Source organism: Streptomyces sp. NPDC097617 (assembly GCF_044761485.1).
In the GTDB taxonomy this organism is placed as follows: domain Bacteria; phylum Actinomycetota; class Actinomycetes; order Streptomycetales; family Streptomycetaceae; genus Streptomyces.
On sequence record NZ_JBIWCL010000029.1, the window covers coordinates 76,302 to 94,779 of the forward strand.

The following is an 18,478-nucleotide window of genomic DNA, read 5'->3' on the forward strand; positions in this document are numbered from 1 at the left end:
ACCACACGAGGACCACGCGTCCAGTCTCCCCTCCCGTCCCCGTACTGGTGACAGAACCGCAGGCCATGGCCTTGGGCACCGGTCCCCTGGACGCAGACACGGCCAGTCCCCACGATCCCCGAAGCGGGGACCGTGCTCCCTCGATCCCCGAAACCGCGTACGAGACGGCAGCGTCCGGTCCCCTTACGACAGCGGTGGAAGTGGGGACCGGCCCCACCGATACGTGGGGACCGGCCGAGGGGACCGGTCCCCAAAACCCTCCAGGGGCGTTGGCGGGCGGGGATCAGAGCTCCATTGGTGGCGCACATCTCCTGGACGAATTGCGGGCTGCGATAAGCCGATACGTGGTGCTGCCGAGCCCGGAGGCGTTCACCGCCGTCACCTTGTGGGTGGCAGCCACCCACATCCAGCCGGCACTCCAGCACGCGCCCCGCCTGGCAGTCGTCGGGCCGACCAAGGGATGCGGCAAGTCCCGCCTCCTGGACGTGCTCCACGAAACCGTCCACCAGCCGATGATGACCGTGAACACGTCTCCGGCGGTCATGTTCCGGATCATCGGCAAGAACCCGCCGACGCTGCTGGTGGACGAGGCCGACACCATCTTCGGCCCGAAGGCCGGCGACAAGGAGGACCTGCGCGGCCTCCTGAACGCTGGACACCAGCGCAACCGGCCTGCCTGGCGCATCTCGGGCCCGGAGCACAAGCCGACCGCGTTCCACACCTTCGCGATGGCGGCGCTAGCGGGAATCGGCGACCGCCCTGACACGATCATGGACCGGGCCGTCGTGATCCGAATGCAGAAACGCAAGCCCGGCGAGCGGGTGTCACCGTTCCGGTCCCGCGACGCTGTCCCGGAACTGACCGCACTCCGGCAGCGCCTGGCCGCGTGGCTGACCCCTCTGCGCACCACCGCTGGCGGCCTGGTGCCGCCGATGCCGGTAGAGGACCGCGCCGCAGACACCTGGGAGCCCCTGGTCACCGTCGCGGACCTGGCCGGCGGGCTCTGGCCCGACCTGGCCCGCGCAGCATGCCTGGCGATGACCCGGCACGAGGTGGGCCAGGACGCGGAGACCACCCTCAAGACGCGGCTGCTACGCGACATCAGGCGCATCTACGCCGAGCACGGCAACCCTCCGGCCCTGCCCACCGCCGACCTGCTCGCGGGGCTGATTCAGGACATCGACTCACCCTGGCCGGAGTACGGCACGAAGGGACTCAACTCCTACCATCTGGGCGCCCTGCTGAGGGACTTCGGGGTCAGCCCGGCCAACCAGCGCTTCAACAACGGCAGACAAGCCAAGGGCTACGTCCGCAACCAGTTCCTGGATCCCTGGGCCCGATACTGCCCCGAGCCCGCCATCCCGGCTGATCCTGAGCCGAACGCCCTAACCGCAACACCCCAGCCTGCCATGGGGCCCACGCCCAGGCTGGCGCCACCCGCACCCCCAGCCCGCCCAGTGGCACCCCCACCGCCCGGTCTGCCGGGCGGTGCGAAGCGGGTCCGCTGACCCGGTCCCGGTAAACGTCGCACTCCGTCGCATCCGTCCCCGCGCAGATCAGCGCGGGGACGGACTTGCCCAGCGGGACGGAGTTCTCCGTACCTGCACCGCACTCCGTACCTGCCCTGACCAGCCACGGGACGGATGCAACGCACTCGGCAGCCTCCCACCCCATAACCTCCGGAGCACCACGCCATGAACAAGACGCAGCACCCGCCGACCGCCGAAAAGCAGCTCAGGACCACCAACGCCACGACCGCAGCAAGTTATACCTTTGGATACTCCACCGTCGGCGGAGCATCCAAAGGGGCCCTCCGGCACCAGGGGACGCCGGAGGGAGAGGCTGCGGCCGAGGGCGGACCGCAGCCTGAGCAGGAGCTCATCCTTCCCGCCAGCAGCAAGCCGCTGCCTCGGGTTCGCCGCCGCCACCGGAACCGGACTCAGCGAACGTTCGTCCGGACCGTGCGGCTCAGCGAAGCGGAGCTTGCCTTGATCACGGCTGGCGCACGCGCATGCGACATGACCCTCGCGGGGTTCCTCGCGCACTGCGCGCTGACCGCATCGCGTGACCTGAACCGCACCGCCGCCGAGGTGGCTGGCGATCGAGAAGTGATCGTCGAACTCTTCGCCGCTCGACGTGGCCTGGGCCGAATAGGGAACAACCTGAATCAGGTAGCCAAGGCCATGAATTCCGGAGCAGAGGCGACCGAGTCTCGTGCCGTGTTGGAAGGGGTGAGGAGAACGGCTGCCCGGCTGGATGCCGCGGTGGCGCGCTTGATCGTTCTCCGGAACACTCAGGCGGAGCCTCACTGAGCACGGGTGAATCGATCGACTCGGCCTGCTATGCGGCTTCCGGAGACCCCGTCGCCACCGCGTGTCGAGAGGCCCATTCCTGAACCTGAACGAGATGTGCCTCCTGAAGGCCGACGTACGGGTCCGGCTGGACGAGTAGCGTCGGGTGGCCCTGGGCGGTCCGTTCGGCGGCCCAGGCGTGGTCGAGGTCGGTGAAGTCGTCGTCGACCCAGGCGACCGCCGACCCGCCGAGCCACGGTTCGACGTGGTCGCGCTTCCACAGGTAACCGTGGGGGTGGCTGGTGGTGATCTTGGGGCGGGGAAGGTCGAGGTACGGGAACTCCGGCACCCCGAGGAGCGGCCCGACGATGGCAGCGGCGTCCTTGCGCCAGCTCGTGCACCACACGGGGCTGACGAGACCGTCGGCCAGGAAGCCGGCGAGCAACGGGCCGTGGGCGGGGTCGAGCCAGATCGGTACCGGGTCGTCGGGGTTGCAGCCAGTGGGCAGGACGGTGTGGCGGACGTGGGTGGGCGGGGTGGTGCCGTCTGCTGCCGGGAACGGTATGAGGACGCCGTCGATGTCCAGCAGAAGGTGGGGCAGGGGCATCGTTGCCTCCGTCGGTCAGCGTTTCCGGGCGGTGATCAGGAGTGTGGTGGGCCACGGGTCGAGGCGCGGGTGCCGCAGCTCGATGGCCGAGGTGATCCGCAGGCCGGTCCGGGAGAGGTGAGTGGCCCAGCGGTGAGCGTCGAACTCCCAGCGGGCGATGGGAAGCCGGATTCGGTCGGGCATGGTGACGTAGTCCTCGCGGGGACGGTCGTCCGTCGAGGAACGTCTTCCGGCCCGTGTCGGGTGGGGTACGGAGAAGGCCAGTACGCCGCCGGGCACCAGACGGCGGGAGACCGCGGCGAGCAGAAGCTCGGGGGCGACCAGGCCGACGGCGCCGAAGACCGAGTAGACCGCGTCGAAGGTCTGGCCGGTGGCCTGGAGGTGGTGCAGGGCGTGGCCTGCGGCGAAGGTGGTGCCCTCGATGTGGCCGTAATGCGAGCGCGCTCGCCGCACCTGGAGGCCGACCAGGTCGACTCCGGTGGCGCGGGCCTGGTGGTGCTGGGCGAGGTGGGCGACGTTGTGGCCGGGACCGCAGCCCAGTTCCAGGAGGCGCTGGCCGCGCAGGTCCCGGCCGAGGATCTCCGCGCCAGGGTCCAGGCCGGGGTGGGTGCTCCACTCCATCCGTGCGGGAGGGGTGAGGGAGTGGGCCGGGGCGGTGGCGAGGCGCTGGGCGGCGTGGGCGTACCAGGGGGAGACCTGGGCGAGCACCTAGACCTCCAGGAGTTGGACCACGTCGTTCAGGTGGCGGCGGACGACGGGGATGTATGCGGGGTCCTTGGCCGGGTCGTTGATCCACCGGATGGCCTGCTCCATGAACCACTCCACGGCCCACATGCGGTGCCAGCCCAGGGCCCATGCCTCGGCAGCCAGGCCGCCCCGGGCAGCGAGGGCGTCCTCGTGCCCGCCGGCGGTGACGTACTGCTCCAGGAACACCCGCAGCCGGACGGGGCTCGGCGCCTCGGTGGTGCCGTGGTACGAGGCGAGGTCGATCAGGCCGGGGCCGATGAAGGCGCGCGCGAAGTCGAGGAGGTGCCAGCCCTCCTCCCCGATGTGGACACTCGTGGGGTGGAACTCGGAGTGGACCCAGCCGAACGGGTCGAGCGTCGCTCCCTGGACGCGAGCATCGGCCGCAGCGGAGATCTTCCCCAGTGCGGTCTCAATGTCGTCGCAGTCCGTCCAGCGGTCAGCCTTCCGCAGCCGCTGGAGGTGATCAAGGGCTCGGCCGGGCAGGGCCGCCAGGCCCGCGCCGTCGAGGAGGGGCAGGCCGCCGGCCGGGCGGGCGGCGTGGAGCATCACAGCGGCGGCGACGCCATCCAGGTCGTCGGCATCCCGTACGGGGGTGCCGAGGTCGTCCATGAGCATCCCGAGACACTTGTCCCGCATGGCAGTGGCGCGGAGCTCGGGGACCGGGAGCCCGCGCTGATGGGCAACCCGCAGGGCCTGGGCCTCGCGGTCGAAGGGCTCCTTGGCGTACTTGAAGACGGCCGTGGTGCCGTCGGGGAAGGTGACGCGTTCGACGCCGGACATGCCCCAGACGCGGATCTCGGCACGTTCAGGGATGGGCTTGCCGACGAGGGCGCACAGGTCGTTCAGCAGGGCGGCGATCAGGCTCTGGTCCATGGGGGTCTCCAGGGGGCTGGTGGGCTCCGGGGCGGACGAGCGGGTCAGCCCGCCCCGGTGCCGTACGGGGGTTGGGGCTACTCGGCCGCGGTCACGCGGTGGGCGTAGACCTGCTCGATCCAGCCCGCCTTGAACTCGGCCAGGTCGTCACGGAAGTTCGCCATCGAGGCACCGTAGGGTGCGACGACCCCGCCGGACTGGTTCGGCACGGACTGGCAGCCGTGCACGAGCCGGCCGCCCAGCGCGGCGTGTGCCTTGATGGCTTCGATCCGGCGATGCTCGTTGAACCAGCCGCCGTGGTAGACCTCGTCCAGCATTCCGCCCATCTCGTCGTCCAGGTCGAAGACGACGGAAGTGGCGGCGGGGAAGAACCAGCACGGGCCGACGTTGGAGATATGCCCGTCCAGCTCGACCTTGTTGAGCGCCATCAGCGTGGCCGCCTCGCGCAGCATGCGCAGGTGGTCGGCGGTGATCTGCGGCAGGCCGAGGCCAGCCAGGTGCTCCTCGCGGAAGAGGTACGAGTACACCCCGTACGCGGTGGCCAGCACGCGGGCCGCATCCGACGTGGACTCGCCGTGGTTCTTGATGAAGTCGAGCGCGAGCTGCTCGACCGAGCTCTCGGTCGTCTCGTCCACGTCGAGGAGCTGGGACTTGACCAGTTCCCAGTCGGCGACGAGCCAGGTGTTGGACTCAAAGCGGAAGAAGTACTCGGCCGGGTCGATGGTGATGCGCCGGCCGTCGACCTGGATGCCGGGCAGGCGGCTCCAGCGCGGGTCGAAGGCGTCGGGCAGCTCGACCGTGATGGTCGCGGTGTCGATGGTGGTCACCGTGTCTCCGTCTCTGATCGGCCGGGCTCGGGCATAGGAATGCCCGAGCCCGGTAGGGCGTACGGAACTTGGGGGCCGCCCGGCCCGAGAGTGGGGCGGCTGTCGACAAGTGAACCGCCCGCTACGCAGAGTGGGTACGGTGTGACCGACGCCAAGCGGTATACGCGGTTTACAGCTCCGGAGCGGAGGAGATCGTGCCAGCGCCGAACACCCCCAACCCCCGCCTGCGCGACACGATCAACGCTGCCGGGTGCACGTACGACGCACTCGCCAAGGACGTACGCCGCATCGCTGCCGAGAACGGCGACCTGCTGCAGACCAACAAGTCGGCAATCTCCCACTGGGCGAACGGCACCCGCACGCCCTCCGGCCAGGCAGGCCAGTACCTCGCCGAAGCCCTCTCCCGCCGCCTCGGCCGCATCGTCACCCCCACCGAGGTCGGCCTTCAGCCGGAGGACGCCGAGGCCACCCCGAACGGCGACCCGGTCGTCACCGTCACCGACCTCGGCCGCGCGGACGTCGAACGCCGCCGCTTCCTCGCCATCGCCGCCTTCACCACGGCCGGCGTAGCCATGCCGCTCCTTCACGACCACGAAGCGACATCCCGGATGCTCCGCGCCCGCACCGGCCGCTCCCTCGTCGGCGTCGAGGACATCGACGTCGTACGGCAGATCACCGCGGCCTTCAGCGCCGCCGACGAGCGCCTGGGTGGCGGCCACGGCCTGACCACCGTCACCGCGTACCTCGCCGACACCGCCGCCCCGATGCTGCGCGGACGCTTCCCCTCGGAGCCGTTACGCCAGGCCGCCTTCGGCGCCGTCGCCGAACTCGCGTACCTCGCCGGATGGAAACACCACGACCTCGGCCACGAAGGTGCCGCCCAGCGCTACTACCAGGTCGGCTACCAGCTCGCCTGTGAGGCGGACCCCCACGGCCACGCGGCCTGGATGATGCGCGCCCTCGCCCACCAGGCCCTGAGCCTCAAGCAGCCCCACCACTGCGTCGACCTCGTCGAAGGCGCCCTGCGGCGCGGCCTCGGCCACGTCGACGGCCAGACCGAAGCCCTCCTCCACATCACCCACGCCCGCGCCTACGCAGCCACAGCCGAGAGCCCGTCGGCCGCACGAGCCCTCCTCGCCGCCGAAGACGCCCTCCTACGGGACGACGGCCCCCAGCCCAGCTACTCCCGCGTCAGCGGCCCCGCTGCCGGCACCGTGGCCAGCCATACCGCCCGCACCCTGACCGACCTCGCCGACCACATCGGCACAGAGCAACAGCACCGCGACGCTCTCACCCGCTGGGACCCCGAGAAGTACAAGCGCGTCCACGCCCTCACCCACGCCGACCTCGGCGACAGCCTCGCCGCCCAAGCCCGCGCCGACGAGGCCGTCGCCGCCTGGACCCAGGCCCTGCTGCTCATGGAAGGCATGACCTCCGACCGCACCCGGAAGGCGATCACCTCGACCCGCTCCACGCTCGCGGTCTACCAGTGCCGCCGCGTCCCTGGCGCCGCCGATCTCGCCCGCCGCGCCCGCGAGGCCCTCGCCTAGCATGCCCAACAACCCGCTCGACGAAGGGAACCCCGTGACCCAGCAGACCGACGACCAGCCGAAGGCCCTCAAGCCGGCGCTCGAATCGATGACCCTGCTGGTCGCGGCCGTCATCGTCCACGACAAGGCCACCAACCGCGTCGTCCTCCTCCAGCGCAGCGAGAACGCCAAGTTCGCCCAAGGCCTATGGGACCTCCCCGTCGGCAAGTGCGAACCGGGCGAGCCCATCACCGAAACGGCTGTCCGCGAGCTCTACGAGGAGACCGGGCTCACGGTGAAGCCCGCGTCCCTCAAGGTCGCCCACATCATCCACGGCGCCTGGGGCGTCGAGGCCCCTAACGGCTTCCTCACGGTCGTCTTCGCCACCCACGAATGGACCGGCGAACCCGAGAACCGAGAACCCCGCAAGCACTCCCAGGTCCGCTGGATCGACGCCGACACCATCCCCGAGGACTTCGTCGAGACAACTGCCAGCGCCCTTCGCAGCTACCTCAACGGCGGGCCGCAGGTCTCACTTGACGGCTGGCAGTAGACGCGCGTCATAGATGTCGGGTAAGGCGTGACAGCACACGACGCAACTTGCCTACTGGTCAACGAAATCTGCCACTTCTGTCAGTGCTGTACGCCAGGATCTTTCCCGTGAACATTGACTGGGAGCGCGCAGCCGCGATTCAGCGGTCGGTGGTGGGCGGTGCACTCCTGGCCGCGATTGTGATGTCGGTCTACCGCGTCCTCGCGTGGATCGCCCGCCGGATCCAGCCATTGCAAGTGCGGTGGGCGGCCTGGAACGCCAGAGTTGCGGAAAAGGATCTCGCGCCGACAGTCGAGGCTCTCCAGCATCTTGGCCTGGCAAACATGCCGATCCAGGCGTTCCGTGAGTCAGGTCGGAAAACGGCGGGAAGCGTCAAACTTCGCTACTGGCTGCTGACTTTCCTGGTCGGTGCCGGTCTCGGAGACCTCCTGATGGCAGTGATCAAGACGATTGAGACACGGCAGGTGCAACCGAGCCTGCAACCATCAGCACTCATATTCGCCGCCGTGACCCTACCCCTCCTGATGTGGGCAGCCCGACGCAACAAGGTCATCGCGGGATACAGGTTGATGCTCTCGATCATGGCCGCCATCGAGGCGTGTGATGCTGTAACACGGTCAGACACGAGCGGCAGGCCCCAGGCCCTTCGGCATCTGGATGACACCTGCTCTACCGTGCGACGCTCAATTCTGCGCGTCCACCGGATCACGAGCAGTGTCGGCCGCGGGTCTCCCCGGCAGCGGAACGCAAAAGGCCACGCCTCCCTCGTAGTAGCCAAGCTTCAACTGGCCGAGGCACAAGTGGACGCCAAGGGCGATGGAGCACTCCGTAGCCTGGCCGCGCTTCTGGCGGGGATCGGAAACAGCTTCGCAGCGGGAAGGGTCTCCACTCTCCTTCCAGAGCAGCACCTGCGCGGCACCACACCAGTGGCCAATCGGGAAGGTCTTCGGCTGGTGTCTGTGATCGTCACTGCCGCTGGAGCGCTGTGTTTGGGTGTGCTTTTGGGGCTTCCAGCGGGTGTCGATGTCGTCTTGGCAGGCACTGCCGCCGTGCTGGCCTCGATGCTGGCGTACGGGCCCCGGGCCGCGGTGGCCAAGGCAGGCGAAATCATGGGCATCCTGCGGCAGTAGCGATGCCCCTCACCTCAGTCCGGTGGATCCACCTCACCAGACGGGGCTCGCCCCACTCCGCCCGCAATCGCCAAAGTCCTGGTCAACGCCTCACAATGAGCGGGGACGAGCCCGTACCCGTTCCCGGCTGGGCTCGTCCGCATGTGGCTCTGGTAAGCCTTACAGTCCACCCTCGGACATCCCGTGCACGGCCGGGATCGTGCCCAGCCGGCCCTTCTGGAAGTCCTCGAACGCCTGCTGGAGCTCCTCACGGGTGTTCATGACGAACGGACCGTAGTGGGCCATCGGCTCACGGATGGGCTGTCCACCGAGGAGGACCACCTCCAGGTCCGGCGTGTGGGAGTCCTGCTTCTCATCCGCGCGGACGGTCAGCGAGCCACCAGCTCCGAAGACTGCGGTCTGGCCCATGTGGATCGGACGGCGCTCGGCACCGACCGAGCCCTTGCCCGCCAGCACGTACGCCAGCCCGTTGAAGTCCTCCCGCCACGGCAGCGTGACCTCGGCGCCGGGCGCCACGGTCGCATGGATCATCGTGATCGGCGTGTGTGTGATGCCGGGACCGGCGTGCCCGTCCAGCTCGCCGGCGATCACACGCAGCAGCGAGCCGCCGTCGGGCGTGGTCAGCAGCTGGACGTTACCGCCTCGGATGTCCTGGTAGCGGGGAGCCATCATCTTGTCCTTGGCCGGGAGGTTCACCCACAGCTGGAGGCCGTGGAAGAGACCGCCGGACACGACCAGGTGCTCTGGCGGAGCCTCGATGTGCAGCAGGCCGGAGCCGGCCGTCATCCACTGGGTGTCACCGTTGGTGATGGTGCCGCCGCCACCGTTGGAGTCCTGGTGGTCGAAGATCCCGTCGATGATGTACGTGACGGTCTCGAAGCCGCGGTGCGGATGCCACGGGGTCCCTTTCGGCTCCCCAGGCTGATACTCCACCTCACCCATCTGGTCCATCATGATGAACGGGTCCAGGTACTGGTAGTTGATCCCCGCGAACGCCCGGCGCACGGGGAAACCCTCGCCCTCGAAGCCGCTCGGCGCGTCCGTCACGGCGAGCACGGGGCGAGCCGCAGCATCGGCCGACGCGACCACGCGCGACAGGGTCAGCGGGTTCTCGACGGTTACAGCAGGCATGGGTCCGACTCTCCTCTGAGTGGAAGTTTCCGCAGGTCAGCGAGCATCCGTCGGGGTGCGCCCCCAACTGGTAGAGTCCTTGGGCTCTCCGGGCGCGTACTCCACCTCGCCCATCTGGTCCATCATGATGAACGGGTCGAGGTACTGGTAGTTGATCCCGGCGAACGCGCGGCGCACCGGGAATCCCTCGCCCTCGAACCCACCGGGAGCGGAGACGACGGCCAGCACCTTGCGCGCGACGGCGGCCTGGGGCTCGGCCACTCGCGGAAGGGTCAACGGGTTCTCAACAGTCACTGCGGGCATGGTCAGGACCTCCTTCTGCGTCGAGTTTAGTTGAAACTCGAACTTTCTGCCACACCCGACAGAACATCGCCCCGGCCGGGTCCATTCCCGCCCGTCCGGACACACGCGTACGCCCGCACGACGGCAAGGGCGATCACGAGGAGGGGCGGGGGACTCCCCCGTGGGTCCCCCGCGACACCGATACTCCGGCCGCGGGGGACGGACCGCGATCCTTTCGGGCTGGGCCGAAGGGCGGGCCGAACGGCGGGCCGACGGGCGGGCCGAAAGGGTGCGGTCAGGAGCCGCTGTGGAGGAGGTCCACGCCCAGGCCGGTCACCGAGTGGAGGACCGCCCTGCCGTCGCGCTCCGTGGTGATCAGGCCGGCCGCCCGCAGGGTGCGGGTGTGCTCGGACACGGAGGGGAGGCTGATGTCGAGGTCCCGGGCCAGCTCACTGGTCGTGCGCTGCTGGACCAGGAGCTGGAGCACGGCCGCCCTGGTCCGGCCCAGCAGCGCGTCCAGCGCCCCCTGCGCCGGGCCGGGCCCGACCAGCGGCAGGGGGGTCAGCGCCGGGTAGAGCAGCACGCACCGCCCGTCCGGGCCGTCCGGGCCCTCGGCGAGCAGCGGCCGGCCCGTCCAGAACGGCGACGGCATCAGGAGCAGGCCGCGCCCGCCGAGGCGGACCTCGTAGTGCGGCGGCCCGTTCACCTCCAGCACCGTGCCCGACCAGGCGGCCAGCGGATGCGTCCCGGCCAGGCACGCCTTGATGCCGTGGGCGGCCAGCAGCCGGGTGCGCCAGGCCACGTCCGCCTGGAAGGACTGCCGGATCTGCGGCCACTGCGGGGCGACGACCACCTCGTACGCGGACCGCATCGCCGCGCCGAGCTGTTCCCACGCCTCACGGTCCTGGCCCCACAGGGCCCGCAGCCAGGACGCGGAGCCCGGGGCCCGGGTGGCCACGCGGTGCAGCTCGCCGGGGGTGAGCAGCGGGCCCGCGTCCCGTACGACGGCCAGCCCCTCCTCCAGAGTGCGCGCGTACGGCTCGAGGAACTGGGGGTTGTCGCCGTCCGGGCGCAGGAGGTCGAGCAGGGGGCGCACCCGGCCGGGCAGCTCCCGGCCGACACGGCTGCGCCAGCGGCCGAAAACCGCCTGCTCGTCGGTGCGCTGCCAGGCGACCAGCGCCATGCCCAGCTCCACCAGGGGCAGCGGCTCGCTCGCGAAGGTGACGTTGAGCAGGTCCTCCGCCGTGAAGTGCACCCGCAGCATCGCCCCGCCCCCCGTCAGGCTTCGGCCCGTACGGCTAGCCGTACATCCGGCGCATCGCGAAGTCGACCATCTGCTCGACCGCCTTCGCGTCGAAGACCATCCGGTGGTCACCCTCCATGTCGAGGACGAAGCCGTAGCCGGTCGGCAGCAGGTCGATGACCTCGGCGCCGGTGATCACGAAGTACTTGGACTCCTTGCCCGCGTACCGGCGCAGTTCCTTGAGCGTGGTGAACATGGGGATGACCGGCTGCTGCGTGTTGTGCAGCGCCAGGAATCCGGGGGTGTCGCCGCGCGGGCAGTAGACCTTCGAGCCGGCGAAGATCTGCTGGAAGTCCTCCGCGGAGAGGGACCCCGTGGTGAAGGCCCTGACCGCGTCCCCGAGGGACGGCGGGGACGGCTCCGGGTACAGCGGCGGCGCCTGCTGCGCGTAGCCCTGCGGGGGTTGCTGCGCATATTGCTGCTGCGCGCCCGGGTTCTGGTCGTAGCCGTACATGCGGCCCACCCTATCGAGCACCCGGCCGCATACCGGCCGGTACCGGCCAGTCCCCTCCGGAGACGGGCGCGGGGGCGCCCCGGGACCGCGCGGCGGGAGCTTGACCCTGGTCACAGTCGACAGCGAAGGGTTGCTCTTATTACCGACGGGTAGCATCATTACATTACCGATTGGTATGTACGAGGAACCTGTCTCCCCGAGCCTTAACGGAGCCGTCGCCATGGGGCACTACAAGTCGAATCTCCGCGACATCGAGTTCAACCTCTTCGAGGTACTCGGCCGCGACAAGCAGTACGGCACCGGTCCGTTCGAGGAGATGGACACCGAGACCGCCAAGAGCGTCCTGTCCGAGCTCACCCGCCTCGCCGAGAACGAGCTGGCCGCGTCCTTCGAGGACGCCGACCGCAACCCGCCGGTCTTCGACCCGGCCACCAACACCGCGCCCGTCCCGGCCTCCTTCAAGAAGAGCTACGAAGCCTTCATGGAGTCGGAGTACTGGCGGCTCGGCCTGCCCGAGGAGATCGGCGGCACCACCTCGCCCCGCTCCCTCATCTGGGCCTACGCGGAGCTGCTGCTCGGCTCGAACCCGGCCATCTGGATGTACTCCTCCGGCCCGGCGTTCGCCGGCATCCTCTTCGAAGAGGGCAACGCGGCGCAGAAGAAGGTCGCGCAGATCGCCGTCGAGAAGCGCTGGGGCTCCACCATGGTGCTCACCGAGCCGGACGCCGGCTCGGACGTGGGCGCCGGCCGCACCAAGGCGATCCAGCAGGACGACGGCTCCTGGCACATCGAGGGCGTGAAGCGCTTCATCACGTCCGGTGAGCACGACATGGAGGAGAACATCCTCCACTACGTCCTCGCGCGCCCCGAGGGCCACGGCCCGGGCACCAAGGGCCTGTCGCTCTTCCTCGTCCCGAAGTTCCACTTCGACTGGGAGACCGGCGAGCTGGGCGAGCGCAACGGCGTCTACGCCACGAACGTCGAGCACAAGATGGGCCTCAAGGCCTCCAACACGTGCGAGATGACCTTCGGCGACCAGCACCCCGCCAAGGGCTGGCTGATCGGCGACAAGCACGACGGCATCCGCCAGATGTTCATGATCATCGAGTTCGCCCGGATGATGGTCGGCACGAAGGCCATCGCCACCCTCTCCACCGGCTACCTCAACGCGCTGGAGTACGCCAAGGAGCGCGTGCAGGGTCCGGACCTCGCGAACTTCATGGACAAGAGCGCGCCCAAGGTCACCATCACGCACCACCCCGACGTGCGCCGCTCGCTCATGACGCAGAAGGCCTACGCCGAGGGCATGCGCGCCCTGGTCCTCTACACGGCCTCCGTGCAGGACGAGATCCAGGTCAAGCAGGCCGCCGGCGAGGACGCCTCCGCCGAGATCGGCCTCAACGACCTGCTCCTGCCGATCGTCAAGGGCTACGGCTCCGAGAAGTCCTACGAGCAGCTCGCGCAGTCCCTGCAGACCTTCGGCGGCTCCGGCTACCTGCAGGAGTACCCGATCGAGCAGTACATCCGCGACGCCAAGATCGACACCCTCTACGAGGGCACCACGGCCATCCAGGGCCAGGACTTCTTCTTCCGGAAGATCGTCCGCGACCAGGGCGCCTCGCTGAACATCCTCAGCGAGACGATGAAGAAGTTCCTGGCCGAGGCCGTCGGCGGCGACGAGCTGGCCGGCGCCCGCGACGCGCTCGCCAAGGCCGCCGTCGACCTGGAGGCCATCGTCGGCCAGATGATCGTCGACCTCACCGCCACCGGCGAGGACGTCAAGAACATCTACAAGGTCGGCCAGAACACCACCCGCCTGCTGATGGCCTCGGGTGACGTGGTCGTCGGTTACCTGCTGCTCAAGGGCGCCGCCGTGGCCGCCGAGAAGCTGGCGACCGCCGCCCCGAAGGACGTCCCGTTCTACACCGGCAAGATCGCCGCCGCGAAGTTCTTCGCGTCCCAGGTCCTGCCGAACGTCTCGGTCCAGCGTCAGCTGGCCGAGGTCGTCGACAACTCCCTCATGGAGCTCGACGAGGCCGCCTTCTAGGTCGCGACGCCCACCCGCCACACCAGCACGCCGTGTACGCACCAGCGGCCGGGACCTCCGCTCGGGGGCCCGGCCGCTGGTGCGTGGACGGGCACCTGCCACCGGCTCCTGGTGCCCTGTCCTGCGGCTTTCCCCCGATGTCAGTCGTTCATGGGACGCTCGTACACATGAGTCCACAGGATCAGCACGGCAGCAGGGGGTACTCCGTCCCCACCGGGCGGCCGTACGCCCTCAAGGAGCTGCAGGCGAGCCTGGGCAGCCTCGGCGACCACCTGCGCGAGCTGTACGACGGCGCGCACCCCGCCGAGTACGACACCATCGCCGACGCGCTGTATGTGGCCTTCCAGACCTCCGCCGGACTGGCCCCCGCCAAGAGCTACACCGGCTGCCCCGAGCACCCCAACGGCGCCCTCGACCCCGAGGCACCCGAAGGCTGGGGCCGCTGCCTCATCTGCAACGACCGCCGACGCCTCGGTCAGCGCCGGCACGGCGGCCCGGCCGCCGCGCCCGCGGGCGAGCAGCGCCGCCTGGGCTATCCCGTACCGGACCCCCCTTACACGCTCGAGCGGCTGCGCGGCTTCCTGCGCATCGTCGAGGACCAGCGGTTCCACCTGGGCCTGTCCTCGCCCGCCGAGGACTTCGTCCGCATCGCAGACGACCTCCACCGCGCCTTCATCGTCGCCCGCGAACTGTCCCGGCCCCGCAACGCCTCGGGGTGCTCCGAACATCCCGGCGCGCCGATCGACCCCGACGCTCCTCCCGGCGAGGCCTGTATGTTCTGCGCCGGACGCAGAAGACGCGCGCAGCGCTCCCCGCAGACCCCGGAGATGCTCCCGCGCATCCGCCGGGGCGAGCGCAGGCAGCTGCAGCGCCGATTCGAGCGTCCGCCGGGCTGAAACCGACGGGACCGCAGATCACCCGCCCTGCGGCCCCTGACCTCCGGCCATCCCTCGCAGTCCGGCCATGGCGAACACGACCGTCGTTAAGGTGAACCACATGAGCTCTCCCGCCCGCTTCGACCGCGGCCACACCGACGATCTGATGACCTTCCTGACGGCCAGTCCGTCGCCGTACCACGCTGTGGCGAACGCGGCGGAGCGGCTGGAGAAGGCGGGCTTCAGGCAGTTGTCGGAAACGGACGCCTGGGATGCGGGCACCGGGGGCAAGTTCGTGCTCCGCGGCGGTGCGCTCATCGCCTGGTTCGTTCCCGAGGGCGCGGCCTCGCACACCCCCTTCCGGATCGTCGGCGCGCACACCGACTCCCCGAACCTGCGGGTCAAGCCCCTGCCGGACACGGGCTCGCAGGGCTGGCGGCAGATCGCCGTCGAGATCTACGGCGGCACCCTGCTGAACACCTGGCTGGACCGCGACCTGGGCCTGGCCGGGCGGCTGACCCTGCGCGACGGCAGCGAGCGCCTGGTGAACATCGACCGCGCGCTGCTGCGCGTCCCCCAACTCGCCGTCCACCTGGACCGGTCGGTGAACAGCGACGGCCTCAAGCTCGACAAGCAGCGGCACATGCAGCCGATCTGGGGTCTGGGCGATGTCCAGGAGGGCGACCTGATCGCCTTCCTGGAGGAGGAAGAGGGCCTGGACCAGGGCTCGGTGGCCGGCTGGGACCTGATGGTCCACTCCATCGAGCCGCCCTCGTACCTGGGCCGCGACCGCGAGCTGGTCGCGGGTCCCCGCATGGACAACCTGCTGTCGGTGCACGCCGGCGTGGCGGCGCTGGCCGCGGTGTCCGCCGCCGACAAGCTCGACCACATCCCGGTGCTGGCCGCCTTCGACCACGAGGAGAACGGCTCGCAGTCCGACACGGGCGCGGACGGGCCGCTCCTGGGCAATGTGCTGGAACGTTCAGTCTTCGCCCGCGGGGGCTCCTACGAGGACCGCGCGCGGGCCTTCGCCGGCACCATCTGCCTGTCCTCGGACACCGGACACGCCGTGCACCCCAACTACGGCGAGCGACACGACCCGACGCACCACCCGCGCGCCAATGGCGGACCGATCCTGAAGGTCAACGTCAACCAGCGCTACGCCACCGACGGCAGCGGGCGCGCGGTGTTCGCCGCCGCGTGCGAGCGGGCCGGTGTGCCGTGGCAGACCTTCGTGTCCAACAATTCGATGCCGTGCGGCACGACGATCGGCCCGATCACCGCCGCCCGCCACGGGATTCAGACCGTCGACATCGGCGTCGCGATCCTCTCGATGCACAGTGCCCGCGAACTGTGCGGCGCGGACGACCCGTTCCTGCTGGCGAACGCCCTCGTGGCCTTCCTGGAGGGCTGAGACCGCTCCCGGTCCCGTACCGGCCGGCGCGATGCCGCGCCGGCGGTACGGCAAACGCCGGTCAGCCGTCCATCCCCGCGAGCACGAGCGGCAGCCGGGAGGCGCCGTCGGCGGTGATACGGACCGGCACGCCCCAGTCCTGCTGGTGGACGTGGCAGGCCGGGTACTCGTTGGCCGGGTCGTCGTCGCAGGACGCCGCCATCGCCGACACGTGCAGCACGCCCTCGGTGACGTCCGGGTTCAGCGTCAGCTCCCGGAACAGGTCGCTGCCGGCGCCCTCACCGGCCGCCAGCAGCTCGGGCGGGGTCGAGGAGACGAGCAGCCGGGTGGAGGGGCCGTAGCGGGTGTCGAGCTTCTGCCCGCTCGGGGCCTGGAAGACCACGTCGAGGCGGAGCGTGCCGGGGGCCACCTCGGTCGCGGCCCGCTGCGTGCGGTGGGCGACCGCGTCCACCCGTACCGCCTCCTCCGGGAGGCGCAGGCGGGTCAGCCGGTGCCGGGCCGACTCGACGACCACGATGTCCTCGCCCACCAGCACGGCGTCGCTGGGCTCGCGCAGATCGGTCGCCAGGGTCGAGACCTGCCCGGTGGCGGGGTCGTAGCGGCGCAGCGCGTGGTTGTACGTGTCGCACACCGCGACCGAGCCGTCGGGCAGGGCGGTCACCCCCAGCGGGTGCTGGAGCAGGGCCTGGGCCGCGTCGCCGTCCCGGTGGCCGAAGTCGAACAGCCCGGTGCCGACGGCTGACTTGATGACGTACCCCTCGTGGCCCTCACCCGCCGCCTCCACGTACCGCAGGGCGCTGGTCTCGGAGTCGGCGATCCACAGCCGGTCCCCGGCCGCGGCGAGGCCCGAGGGCTGCGCGAACCAGGCCTCGGCGGCGAGCCCGTCGAGCAGCCCCTCGTTGGTCGTACCGGCCGCGACCTCGACCGTCCCGGCCACCGGGTCCCAGGTCCACAGCTGGTGCACACCGGCCATGGCGATCCAGACCTGGCCCTGCCACCAGGCCACGTCCCACGGCGAGGACAGGTCCACCTCCAGCGCCGGCCCGGAGGTCGGCGCCCCCTGCCACCACTGCCGGCCGGTCCCGGCGACGGTCTCCACGTGCCCGGTGGCCGGGTCGTAGGTGCGCAGCGCGTGGTTGACGGAGTCGGCGACGACGACCTTGCCGTCGGGCAGCAGCGCGAGTCCCTGCGGCTCGCTGAAGCTGTCCCCGGCGAAGCCGCGCTCGCCGCTGCCGATACGGCGTACGACGCTCTCGCCGTCGGCGGCCAGCTCCACGAGCTGGTGCCGCGTGGAGTCGGACACCAGCAGGTTCCCGGACGGCAGCAGCAGCGCCTTCCCGGGGAACCGCAGGTCGCCGGCGACCGGCTCGGGCGCCACGTACGGCCCGTCGCCGCGCCGCAGCGTGCCCTTGGCCTCGTGCTCGGCCTCCAGCTCCTCGACCAGCCGGGCGATGGCGTGCGCGTGCCCCTCGCCGGCGTGCTGGGCCACGATGTACCCCTCGGGGTCGATCACGACGAGCGTGGGCCAGGCGCGTACGGCGTACTGCTTCCAGGTCGCCAGCTCGGGATCGTCCAGCACGGGGTGGTGCACCTGGTACCGCTCGACGGCATCGACCACGGCGGCGTGCTCGGCCTCGTGCACGAACTTCGGCGAGTGCACGCCGATGATCACGACGGTGTCGCGGTGCTTCTCCTCCAGCTCGCGCAGCTCGTCCAGGACGTGCAGGCAGTTGATGCAGCAGAAGGTCCAAAAATCGAGAATCAATGTGCGACCTCGGAAGTCGCCGAGCTTCAGGTCCTTCCCACCGGCGTTGATCCAGCCGCCCTTGCCGATCAGCTCGGGGGCACGGACTCGGGCACGTCGGGGCGCAGGGGTGGGCGCCGGGGCAGCATCGTTCATGTTTCAAGCTTGCCATCCGCTTGTGAAGGCGGGATCACGCCCGTACGAAGCGACTCAGGACACCCGCTCCACCACGGCGACTTCCGAGAACTCCCGGAGGAAGGTCATGTGACCGGTCCGGCCGGTGTGCTGTATGCACATGTCGGTGCACACGTCCGCGTTCCCAGTCGGCTCAGAGGTCCACCGGCATTCCGGGTTCAAGCACCACGCGGTTGCCGTGGTCTCGGCCGATGGGTGGCGGCGCATGACGTAGCTCACGTACCGCAGCACGGTTTTCACGCTCACGCTCACGTCGACTCCCGGGGGTGCGGGTGGTTCCGGAGCTCCACGTTGCAGTCGCTGACGACGGAACCGTCACCTTCGAGGCGGGCCTCCCGACGCTGCGCGGCCAGGGCGGCGCAGACCCCGCAGCCGGCCACCGGGCCGGGCTCCGGATCTGTTCGCAGCGGTAGCTCTACTGGGGGCCGCGCATAGGTGATGGGCTTCACGGCCCGCTCTCGTGTCGTCCGCATGGT

Annotated in this window: 17 protein-coding genes and 1 pseudogene; 8 read left to right on the forward strand and 10 right to left on the reverse strand. The window is 70.1% G+C overall.

The window, feature by feature from the left end:
* Nucleotides 1-200: 200 nt before the first annotated feature.
* Both ACIQZO_RS33965 and ACIQZO_RS33970 read left to right on the forward strand, forming a co-directional pair.
* Nucleotides 201-1,508, forward strand: a complete 1,308-nt coding sequence (locus ACIQZO_RS33965) for a DUF3631 domain-containing protein (RefSeq protein WP_403633952.1) — start codon at nucleotides 201-203, stop codon at nucleotides 1,506-1,508.
* 186 nt (nucleotides 1,509-1,694) lie between these two features.
* Complete coding sequence (locus ACIQZO_RS33970; RefSeq protein ID WP_403633864.1) at nucleotides 1,695-2,312, forward strand: MobC family plasmid mobilization relaxosome protein; 618 nt, start codon at nucleotides 1,695-1,697, stop codon at nucleotides 2,310-2,312.
* Nucleotides 2,313-2,340: 28 nt separating this feature from the next.
* Here the strand turns inward: ACIQZO_RS33970 and ACIQZO_RS33975 are convergent, their stop codons facing one another.
* The 4 genes from ACIQZO_RS33975 to ACIQZO_RS33990 form a co-directional block, all read right to left on the reverse strand.
* On the reverse strand, nucleotides 2,341-2,898 hold the full coding sequence (locus ACIQZO_RS33975; protein WP_403633867.1) for an HAD domain-containing protein: 558 nt from the start codon (nucleotides 2,896-2,898) through the stop codon (nucleotides 2,341-2,343).
* 15 nt (nucleotides 2,899-2,913) lie between these two features.
* Nucleotides 2,914-3,606 (reverse strand): SAM-dependent methyltransferase, encoded by a 693-nt coding sequence (locus tag ACIQZO_RS33980; RefSeq protein ID WP_403633870.1) that lies wholly within the window; start codon nucleotides 3,604-3,606, stop codon nucleotides 2,914-2,916.
* Nucleotides 3,607-4,518, reverse strand: a complete 912-nt coding sequence (locus ACIQZO_RS33985) for an aminoglycoside phosphotransferase family protein (RefSeq protein ID WP_403633872.1) — start codon at nucleotides 4,516-4,518, stop codon at nucleotides 3,607-3,609.
* Between the two features lie 77 nt (nucleotides 4,519-4,595).
* Nucleotides 4,596-5,345: a hypothetical protein gene (locus tag ACIQZO_RS33990; RefSeq protein ID WP_403633875.1), complete on the reverse strand. Its 750-nt coding sequence runs from the start codon at nucleotides 5,343-5,345 to the stop codon at nucleotides 4,596-4,598.
* Nucleotides 5,346-5,539: 194 nt separating this feature from the next.
* Here ACIQZO_RS33990 and ACIQZO_RS33995 point away from each other — a divergent pair, with 194 nt between their 5' ends.
* From ACIQZO_RS33995 to ACIQZO_RS34005, 3 genes are all read left to right on the forward strand, one after another.
* Nucleotides 5,540-6,895 carry a tetratricopeptide repeat protein gene (locus ACIQZO_RS33995; protein ID WP_403633878.1) on the forward strand — a complete coding sequence of 452 codons (1,356 nt, stop codon included), beginning with the start codon at nucleotides 5,540-5,542 and terminating at the stop codon, nucleotides 6,893-6,895.
* A 1-nt stretch (nucleotide 6,896) separates the two neighbouring features.
* Nucleotides 6,897-7,427, forward strand: coding sequence for an NUDIX domain-containing protein (locus ACIQZO_RS34000; RefSeq protein ID WP_403633879.1), 531 nt, complete (start codon nucleotides 6,897-6,899; stop codon nucleotides 7,425-7,427).
* Nucleotides 7,428-7,534: 107 nt separating this feature from the next.
* Nucleotides 7,535-8,557 (forward strand): hypothetical protein, encoded by a 1,023-nt coding sequence (locus ACIQZO_RS34005; protein ID WP_403633881.1) that lies wholly within the window; start codon nucleotides 7,535-7,537, stop codon nucleotides 8,555-8,557.
* Nucleotides 8,558-8,716: 159 nt separating this feature from the next.
* On the opposite strand, the gene ACIQZO_RS34010 is transcribed toward ACIQZO_RS34005, so the two are convergent.
* The 4 genes and pseudogenes from ACIQZO_RS34010 to ACIQZO_RS34025 form a co-directional block, all read right to left on the reverse strand.
* Complete coding sequence (locus ACIQZO_RS34010) at nucleotides 8,717-9,688, reverse strand: pirin family protein (RefSeq protein WP_403633883.1); 972 nt, start codon at nucleotides 9,686-9,688, stop codon at nucleotides 8,717-8,719.
* A 90-nt stretch (nucleotides 9,689-9,778) separates the two neighbouring features.
* Nucleotides 9,779-9,991, reverse strand: a pseudogene (locus tag ACIQZO_RS34015) (pirin family protein); the annotation flags it as partial.
* Between the two features lie 274 nt (nucleotides 9,992-10,265).
* Nucleotides 10,266-11,234, reverse strand: coding sequence for an ArsR/SmtB family transcription factor (locus ACIQZO_RS34020; RefSeq protein ID WP_403633886.1), 969 nt, complete (start codon nucleotides 11,232-11,234; stop codon nucleotides 10,266-10,268).
* Between the two features lie 34 nt (nucleotides 11,235-11,268).
* The gene (locus ACIQZO_RS34025; protein ID WP_030383811.1) at nucleotides 11,269-11,727 is read right to left on the reverse strand and encodes an SseB family protein; all 459 of its coding nucleotides are present in this window, start codon (nucleotides 11,725-11,727) and stop codon (nucleotides 11,269-11,271) included.
* 220 nt (nucleotides 11,728-11,947) lie between these two features.
* On the opposite strand from ACIQZO_RS34025, the gene ACIQZO_RS34030 reads away from it, so the two are divergent.
* The 3 genes from ACIQZO_RS34030 to ACIQZO_RS34040 all read left to right on the forward strand — a co-directional run bounded on the left by ACIQZO_RS34030 (nucleotide 11,948) and on the right by ACIQZO_RS34040 (nucleotide 16,063).
* Nucleotides 11,948-13,774 (forward strand): acyl-CoA dehydrogenase, encoded by a 1,827-nt coding sequence (locus ACIQZO_RS34030; protein ID WP_403633954.1) that lies wholly within the window; start codon nucleotides 11,948-11,950, stop codon nucleotides 13,772-13,774.
* A gap of 167 nt (nucleotides 13,775-13,941) precedes the next feature.
* A complete protein-coding gene (locus tag ACIQZO_RS34035) occupies nucleotides 13,942-14,670 on the forward strand; it encodes a hypothetical protein (RefSeq protein WP_403633889.1) in 729 nt (242 codons plus the stop codon).
* A 100-nt stretch (nucleotides 14,671-14,770) separates the two neighbouring features.
* Nucleotides 14,771-16,063 (forward strand): M18 family aminopeptidase, encoded by a 1,293-nt coding sequence (locus ACIQZO_RS34040; RefSeq protein WP_403633892.1) that lies wholly within the window; start codon nucleotides 14,771-14,773, stop codon nucleotides 16,061-16,063.
* A gap of 61 nt (nucleotides 16,064-16,124) precedes the next feature.
* Here the strand turns inward: ACIQZO_RS34040 and ACIQZO_RS34045 are convergent, their stop codons facing one another.
* Together ACIQZO_RS34045 and ACIQZO_RS34050 are read right to left on the reverse strand one after the other, a co-directional pair.
* Nucleotides 16,125-17,963 (reverse strand): NHL domain-containing thioredoxin family protein, encoded by a 1,839-nt coding sequence (locus ACIQZO_RS34045; protein ID WP_403633895.1) that lies wholly within the window; start codon nucleotides 17,961-17,963, stop codon nucleotides 16,125-16,127.
* Nucleotides 17,964-18,250: 287 nt separating this feature from the next.
* The gene (locus ACIQZO_RS34050) at nucleotides 18,251-18,475 is read right to left on the reverse strand and encodes a hypothetical protein (RefSeq protein WP_403633898.1); all 225 of its coding nucleotides are present in this window, start codon (nucleotides 18,473-18,475) and stop codon (nucleotides 18,251-18,253) included.
* Nucleotides 18,476-18,478: the final 3 nt, after the last annotated feature.

What these genes read in the sequence shown, in the direction of transcription:
- ACIQZO_RS34020 (WP_403633886.1), bottom strand. Translation starts at nt 11,234, where the DNA reads ATGCTGCGGGTGCACTTCACGGCGGAGGACCTGCTCAACGTCACCTTC.
- ACIQZO_RS34035 (WP_403633889.1), top strand. Translation starts at nt 13,942, where the DNA reads ATGAGTCCACAGGATCAGCACGGCAGCAGGGGGTACTCCGTCCCCACC.
- ACIQZO_RS34030 (WP_403633954.1), top strand. Translation starts at nt 11,948, where the DNA reads ATGGGGCACTACAAGTCGAATCTCCGCGACATCGAGTTCAACCTCTTC.
- ACIQZO_RS33985 (WP_403633872.1), bottom strand. Translation starts at nt 4,518, where the DNA reads ATGGACCAGAGCCTGATCGCCGCCCTGCTGAACGACCTGTGCGCCCTC.
- ACIQZO_RS34000 (WP_403633879.1), top strand. Translation starts at nt 6,897, where the DNA reads ATGCCCAACAACCCGCTCGACGAAGGGAACCCCGTGACCCAGCAGACC.
- ACIQZO_RS33975 (WP_403633867.1), bottom strand. Translation starts at nt 2,898, where the DNA reads ATGCCCCTGCCCCACCTTCTGCTGGACATCGACGGCGTCCTCATACCG.
- ACIQZO_RS34010 (WP_403633883.1), bottom strand. Translation starts at nt 9,688, where the DNA reads ATGCCTGCTGTAACCGTCGAGAACCCGCTGACCCTGTCGCGCGTGGTC.
- ACIQZO_RS34050 (WP_403633898.1), bottom strand. Translation starts at nt 18,475, where the DNA reads ATGCGGACGACACGAGAGCGGGCCGTGAAGCCCATCACCTATGCGCGG.
- ACIQZO_RS34025 (WP_030383811.1), bottom strand. Translation starts at nt 11,727, where the DNA reads ATGTACGGCTACGACCAGAACCCGGGCGCGCAGCAGCAATATGCGCAG.
- ACIQZO_RS34040 (WP_403633892.1), top strand. Translation starts at nt 14,771, where the DNA reads ATGAGCTCTCCCGCCCGCTTCGACCGCGGCCACACCGACGATCTGATG.
- ACIQZO_RS33970 (WP_403633864.1), top strand. Translation starts at nt 1,695, where the DNA reads ATGAACAAGACGCAGCACCCGCCGACCGCCGAAAAGCAGCTCAGGACC.
- ACIQZO_RS34045 (WP_403633895.1), bottom strand. Translation starts at nt 17,963, where the DNA reads ATGAACGATGCTGCCCCGGCGCCCACCCCTGCGCCCCGACGTGCCCGA.